4 protein-coding genes are annotated in these 7,413 nt (G+C 46.0%); 3 read left to right on the top strand and 1 reads right to left on the bottom strand.

Going from position 1 to position 7,413, the window contains the following annotated elements:
• The first annotated feature begins 268 nt into the window (after positions 1–268).
• The 3 genes from PN499_RS13045 (at position 269) to PN499_RS13035 (ending at position 6,546) form a co-directional block, all read left to right on the top strand.
• Positions 269–2,662, top strand: coding sequence for a PAS domain S-box protein (locus PN499_RS13045; RefSeq protein ID WP_272032368.1), 2,394 nt, complete (start codon positions 269–271; stop codon positions 2,660–2,662).
• Positions 2,662–3,126, top strand: a complete 465-nt coding sequence (locus tag PN499_RS13040; protein ID WP_272032367.1) for a response regulator — start codon at positions 2,662–2,664, stop codon at positions 3,124–3,126. Before PN499_RS13045 ends, PN499_RS13040 begins: the two co-directional genes overlap by 1 nt.
• Positions 3,127–3,408: 282 nt before the next feature.
• Positions 3,409–6,546: a PAS domain S-box protein gene (locus tag PN499_RS13035; RefSeq protein ID WP_272032366.1), complete on the top strand. Its 3,138-nt coding sequence runs from the start codon at positions 3,409–3,411 to the stop codon at positions 6,544–6,546.
• A gap of 109 nt (positions 6,547–6,655) precedes the next feature.
• On the opposite strand, the gene PN499_RS13030 is transcribed toward PN499_RS13035, so the two are convergent.
• Complete coding sequence (locus PN499_RS13030) at positions 6,656–7,357, bottom strand: ABC transporter ATP-binding protein (protein WP_272032369.1); 702 nt, start codon at positions 7,355–7,357, stop codon at positions 6,656–6,658.
• Between the last annotated feature and the right edge of the window lie 56 nt (positions 7,358–7,413).

The following is a 7,413-nucleotide window of genomic DNA, read 5'->3' as shown; positions in this document are numbered from 1 at the left end:
TCTTCCTTCTTCCCTCTTCCCTCTTCCCTCTTCCTTCTTCCTTCTTCCTTCTAGAAATCATTCTTTGGAGAGATGCTAACTAGACTGGCAATCAAGTATACAAAGTTCTACCAAAGTAAATAGGCTGTGAGAACGAGGGGAGATAGGAGAGTTTGGACTTTTGAGATTGCTTGGTTGCACTCGCAACGCTAAACCCTGCGGGTATGATACGCCAACGCGGTTTTGAGGCGAGAAGAGTAGAAAACTTTCCCCGCTAAAGAGGCTAAATATGCTGAAGCTAAAAATAGACTCCCGATCGCGACCCTACGGCGTTGCTGTCTTTACAGTGGCTGTGTCATTCATGCTGACACTCGCTCTGAAGCCGCTGTTGCAAGGGAGCATTTTCGGTATATTTTTCGGCGCTGTGGCAGTAAGTGCCTGGTATGGAGGTCTGGGGCCGGGACTGCTAGCATCGCTTCTGTCCACAATACTTAGCGTTTATTTCTTTTTACCGCCAGCTTTTTCTCTCACCCTTAGCGGTTTAGCTGCCATTGTCCGGCTGAGTATGTTCTTGGTGGTGACGATGACGATCGCTTCCTTGACTGCGGAACTGCAAACAGCTAAAAAGCGGGTAGAACAGATGCTCTTAAAGCTCAAGCTGAGCGAAGAACGCTACCGTTACCTACTTGACACTGCCAGTGAAGGTATCTTGACAATTGACACTTTGGGACGCACAGATTATGTTAACCAGCGGATGGCAGAAATGCTGAGCTATAGCAGGGAAGAAATACTCGGTCAATACGTTTTTGAGTTCGCTGATGAGGTAGCAAAAGGGCAAGTTGTGGAGCATTTGGAGCGAGTTAAGCAGGCAAAGAGCGATCGCGCACAGTTGCGGTTTCGTCGCCGCGATGGTTGCGAACTATGGGCACTTGTTTCTAGCAGTTCCATTAAAGATGATACTGGCTCCTTCAAAGGTGCATTTGCTGCGATCGCAGACATTACAGAACTTAAGCAAACATCAGAAGCACTGCGGGAGAGCGAAGAGCGATTTCGTCAGGTGACAGATAATATATCAGATGTCTTTTGGGTCGCCGACCTCGCAAAGCGAGAATTACTCTACGTCAGTCCCGCCTACGAAAAAATCTGGGGACGCAGTTGCGAAAGTTTACAAGCTAATTTTATCGAATCGCTTGAGAGCATTCACCCTGAAGATCGCGATCGCGTCCAAGCAAAATTTTTCCAGACAGTGCTACAGGGACAATACGACGAAGAATTTCGCATCCTGCGACCCGACGGCTCAGTGCGTTGGGTACGCGATCGCGGCTTTCCTATTAAGAATAAACAGGGAGAAACCCACCGCGCCGCTGGCGTTATCGAAGACATCACCGAGCGCAAACAAGCCGAGTCAGAACTTAAAAATCAGCAAAAATGGCTCGAAGAAATGCTCAACTTTTTGCCATCTCCAATATTATTAGTCGAACCAGAAACGGCAAAAGTAACATTTGCAAATATTGCCGCTAACGTCATGGCCGGTGGAGAATTTCCCAAGAATCGACCCGCAGAAAAATATCACACTATTTATTACTGTACTGACGCATTGGGAGAGCGAATTCCTGACGATCGAATGCCAGGAGTGCGGGTAGCGCGGGGGGAAAGCCTAGATGGGTTCGAGTTTAACTGGCATACCCCAGGAGGCATCCGCTCGATCGTTGCCTTTGGCGATACTTTGCCTGCTATGCACGGTCATCCGCCTACTTCCGCCTTATTATTCCAAGATATTACCAAGCTTAAAATCGCAGAAGTAGAAATCCGTAGATTTAACGAAAACCTGGAAGCAGCAGTAAAAGAGCGTACCCTGCAACTGCAAGCAGTTAACTCCGAACTCGAATCTTTTTGTTATTCCGTTTCCCACGATTTACGAGCCCCCCTGCGCCACATCAGCGGTTTTGTAGAATTACTACTCAAGCGCAACAACTCAAATTTAGATAAAACTAGCCACCGCTATCTCAACACCATAGCTCATACAGCTAAACAAGCAGGAATTCTAGTCGATGACTTACTCGCTTTTTCCCGCATGGGTCGTGCCGAAATGCACTGCATGGCTGTGAATATGGAACTCCTGATTAAAGAAGTGAAGCACGAATTTGAACCCGAAACAAATGGCAGAGATATCGAGTGGCAAATACAGCCTAATTTACCTCTAGTTAATGGTGATATTTCCATGCTGCGTTTGGCATTACGGAATTTGATTGAAAATGCGTTAAAGTATACTCGGAGGCAGCCTCAAACTATCATTGAAATCGGTTATGTGTCGGATTATTGTAAATTACCGAGTTCTGATTTGACTTTGGCGGCATTAGCTGACAATCTAAAATATTATAACTTGGATCGAGAAAGCGATTGCCTAAAATCCAAAATCCAAAATCCAAAATACCAGGAGGATATGGCTATTTTCTCAATCCGTGATAACGGCGTAGGATTTGATATGCGATACGCGCACAAACTTTTTGGTGTGTTTCAAAGACTCCATAGCGAACAAGAGTTTGAGGGAACTGGCATTGGTCTAGCCAATGTCAGAAGAATCATTTATCGGCACAGGGGTGAAACCTGGGCACAAGGTACTGTAGGTGGCGGAGCAATTTTCTACTTTTCCCTACCAAGGTTACAGGGAGAGGTTGAATAATGGAAGAATTAAAGCGAATTTTGCTGGTTGAAGATAGCGGCAATGATGTTGAGTTAACTCTGGTCGCCCTGGCAGAAAATCATCTTGCTAATGAGGTTATAGTAGTACGGGACGGTGAAGAAGCACTGGATTATCTTTATCGACAGGGAATTTTTAAGCTGCGGATGGGAGGTCATCCTGTTGTAGTGTTATTGGATTTGAAGTTGCCGAAAGTGGACGGTTTGGAAGTGCTAGCACAAATCAAATCTGACCCGGAATTGAAAAGAGTTCCTGTGGTGATGTTAACCTCTTCCCGCGAAGAGCAAGATGTGATTAGAAGTTATGATTTAGGAGCAAATGGTTATGTGGTAAAGCCTGTTGATTTCCGCGAGTTTGTTGATGCTATTAAAGAAGTGGGGCTGTTTTGGGCTGTGGTGAATGAGCCACCTCCGGGAGCTGTACCTGCTCGCAGAAGTAATGGTTAAAGGAATAATCTTTTTTCTTGGGGAAAAGAGGATAATTGTGTTAGGAATAAGAGGGTAAGCCTCTGTTCTTCTAACAATATCAATTCTCCCAATTATTGAGACAATCTGCATTGTTGAGTTAACTTCAGAAGATCGATCTCCTACCTCCTGCCTCTAATGTTGCATAATTTTGGATAATTGGCATAAAAAGGGGTGGATAGAGATGTTGAAAACCGCTCGATGAAAGTTAATTTGTGTTTATCAACAACGAACAATCAACAACTAACCTAGTAAAATAAAATCGTGAAAACGCTAAATATCCTGTTACTAGAAGATAGCATTCTCGATGCAGAACTAATTGAAGAATACCTCATTGAAGGCGGAATCAAGTGTTATTTAAAACGGGTAGAAACCCGACTTGATTTCATCGAGGCAATTGAAAAAGACTCTTTCGATCTAATTCTGGCAGATTATTCGTTACCTTCTTTTGATGGGATATCAGCATTAGCAATCGCACAAGCTAGATGTTCTGATGTGCCGTTTATTTTCGTTTCTGCTACCTTGGGCGAAGAACTAGCTGTAGAAACTTTGAAAAATGGCGCGACTGATTATGTCGTCAAAGAAAGATTAGGGCGGCTTGTGCCTGCTGTAAAGCGATCGCTGCGGGAAGCACAAGAGCGGCGCGATCGCCTCTTAGCGGAAGCAGCAAGACAGGAAAGTGAAGAGCGATTTCAGATCATGGCGGATACAGCGCCAGTGATGATTTGGATGTCCGATCCCGATAAGCTCTGCCATTATTTTAACAAGCCCTGGCTGGAGTTTACGGGCAGAACTTTAGCGCAAGAAACAGGCAATGGCTGGGCCGAAGGCGTTCACCCCGACGATTTGGAGCGTTGTCTGCATATTTATACAACTTCCTTTGACGCAAGGCTTGAGTTTAAAATGGAGTACCGCTTAAGGCGCTTTGACGGTGAATACCGCTGGCTTTTGGATACGGCAGTTCCCCGGTATAACGCTGAGGGTACTTTTGTCGGCTACATTGGTTCTTGTATAGATATCAGCGATCGCATTCAGGCAGAATACGAACGGGCAAACGCTCTCGTCGCTGCTCAAGCAACAGCAAACGCTCTAGCTGCCTCAGAAGCACGCTACCGCGCGATCGGCGAGTCAATCCCCTTCGGAGTCTGGATTTGCAACTCCGATGGCAGCATCAACTACCTCAGCGACTCATTTCTAGAGTTGATCGGGATGACTCTGGAAGAATGCCAGAAATCAGGCCTATCAGGTAAATTACCACCCGAAGATGTCGATCGCACTTGCTCAGAATGGAGACAGTGCATTAATAGCGGTAGCGTTTGGGATTGCGAACACAAATTCTTAGGTATTGATGGCAATTACCACACCATCTTAAGTCGGGGAGTCCCCGTGCGCGACAGTTCCGGCGCGATCGCTAACTGGGTAGGAATCAATCTGGACATCACCGAGCGCAAGCAAACAGAAGCGGCGCTACAAAAGGCTAGCCAGGAAATAGTCAACATTCTCGAAAGCATTGGCGACGGTTTTGCCAGCTTCGATGGAGAGTGGCGCTACACTTACATTAACCGCAAAGGCGAAGAGATTTTAGGCAAGCAGCGATCGCAGATTTTGGGCGAAATTTTGTGGGAAGTATTTCCAGAGTTAAAAGATACACCCTACTACGAGCAAATCCTGCAAGCCAAAGCTGAGAACCTAAACTGTGAGTACGAACACTGTTTCCCCCTCTTAGACAACAAGTGGTTTGCAGTACGCTGGCATCCAACTCCAGAAGGAATGTGCGCTTATTTCCAAGATATAACAGAACGCAAGCTGACAGAAGCAGCACTGAGAGCAACTGAGGAAAAGCTGAAGAGTTTTGTAGCTGCTGCCTCTATCGGCATTGTATTTGCTGATATTTATGGCAGTATCACTGATGCTAACGCTGAATTTTTGCGAATAGTTGGTTACAGCCGCGAACACTTGCGCCGAGGCGAATTGCGCTGGACTGAGATTACCCCGCCAGAATATCTGCCCCTAGATGAGCAAAGTATCAACGAGGGAAAAAAGACTGGTGTTTCTACTCCCTATGAAAAAGAATATATCCGCCCTGATGGCAGCCGCGTTCCGGTTTTAATCGGCTTTATTTTAGTAGGAGAACAGCGTGAAGAGTCAGTTGCTTTCATCTTAGATTTGACTGAACGCAAGCAGTTAGAAGCCGCACTGCACCAAAGAGCGGAAGAATTAGTACAAGCAAATCGGCTCAAAGATGAGTTTCTGGCAACTTTATCTCACGAATTGCGAACGCCCCTAAATGCGATGCTGGGTTGGACTCAACTACTGCGATCGCGAAAATTTGACGAAGAAAGGACAGCCCGCGCCTTAGAAACCATTGACCGCAACACCAAGTCACTGGCGGCGCTGATCGAGGATTTGCTAGATGTTTCACGGATTATTACCGGCAAATTACGCCTGAATCTCCGGTTACTAGATTTAGTATCGGTAGTGGAGGCCGCGATCGAAACGGTAATGCCTGCGGCGGAAGCCAAGTCAATTCAAATCATACCTTTACTGGATGAAAGAATTGAGAGGATCTCAGGCGATAGCGGCCGTTTGCAGCAAGTAATCTGGAATTTGCTCTCGAATGCGATTAAGTTTACTCCCAAAGGCGGCCGCGTAACGATCGCCATCCATAAATTAGGTAGTGAGTTAGAAGGGAATTTTTGCGCTGAAATTGAGGTGACAGATACCGGACAAGGAATTAACCCTGAATTTTTGCCTCACGTTTTCGACCGTTTCAGTCAAGCTGACAGCACTACTACGCGATCGTACAGCGGATTGGGACTGGGATTAGCAATCGTCCGTCACTTGGTGGAACTGCACGGTGGTACTGTCAAAGCTGACTCTCAAGGAAGTGGCAAAGGATCTGCATTTACAGTTAGATTGCCCCTTACTGAGAGGAAGAAGATCGAGGGGGTAGGAGTAGAAACAGCTTCCCTACCCCTCCCCATCCCTCCCCAATCCTCAACCGATGCCCCTCTTCAAGGGTTACGGGTGTTAGTTGTAGACGATGAGGTAGATTCGCGGGAGTTTGTACGTACAGTGCTAGAAGATTCTGGGGCCGAGGTGACAACCTCTGCATCCGCACAGGAAGCACTTGAGGCGATTAAACTTTTGAAGCCAGATGTAATGTTGAGCGATATTGGGATGCCTGTAGAAGATGGGTATGCTTTAATCCGTCAAGTAAGGGCACTCTCCGATAGAGCTGATATCCCGGCGGCGGCTCTGACGGCTTATGCTAGATCGGAGGATCGGGCGCGATCGCTACGGGAAGGTTTTCAGATCCACTTGCCTAAACCTGTGGATTCTAAAGAATTGGTGGCAGTGGTGGTAAGTCTTGCAGGCCGTTTAAAAAGTAGTAATTGTTAGTTGTTAGTTGTTAGTTGTTAGTTGTTAGTTATTAGTTATTAGTTATTAGTTGTTAGTTGTTAGTTCTCACCAATTACCAATTACCAATTACCAATTACCAATTAATCAGTTAAAATCCTGCACTGTGGAGGTCATCTGGTGTCAGGTCATCCTCTATCACTTCGCCATCACGGAATACGACAATTCGGCGAGTTTGACGCGCTACATCTGACTCGTGTGTTACCATGACTACTGTCATACCACTATCGTTAAGTTCTGTGAAAATATTCATCACTTCTTGAGTAGTTTTGCTATCTAAAGCGCCTGTAGGTTCATCCGCTAATAATAGGACGGGACGATTGACTATAGCACGCGCGATCGCCACCCGTTGCTGTTGTCCTCCTGATAGTTGGTTGGGTTTATTGTACAACCTACTTTCTAAACCCACCCGCGTTAAAGCCACAGTTGCTCGTTCTTTTCTTTCCGCTGGGGGAACGCTGGCGTAAACCATCGGTAACATCACATTTTCTAATGCTGTTAACTGCGGTAAAAGATGAAATTGTTGGAAGACAAACCCCAGTTTTAAATTGCGAATACCAGCTAAATCATCCTCTGGCATTTTCGCGACATCCACGCCGTCTAAATAATAACTGCCACTGCTGGGGCGATCGAGACAGCCAATAATATTCATAGCTGTAGATTTGCCAGAACCCGATGCTCCCATAATCGCGCAATATTCCCCTTGTTTTACTATCAAGCTGACACCGTTTAAAGCGCGAACTTCTAGATCGCCGATGCCATAAACTTTAGTGACATTTTCTAAGCCGATAATGACAGGTTTTTCTAAGTTTTGGTTGAGTCCGTCTTGGAGGGTTGAAGAGTAGCTTT

It is taken from the genome of Kamptonema animale CS-326, assembly GCF_028330895.1.
GTDB lineage: Bacteria > Cyanobacteriota > Cyanobacteriia > Cyanobacteriales > Microcoleaceae > Kamptonema > Kamptonema formosum.
This window is presented reverse-complemented; position numbering and strand designations above follow the sequence as displayed.

Excerpts from the sequence above, each read along its gene's own strand:
- PN499_RS13045 (WP_272032368.1), top strand. The coding sequence starts at position 269 with ATGCTGAAGCTAAAAATAGACTCCCGATCGCGACCCTACGGCGTTGCT.
- PN499_RS13040 (WP_272032367.1), top strand. The coding sequence starts at position 2,662 with ATGGAAGAATTAAAGCGAATTTTGCTGGTTGAAGATAGCGGCAATGAT.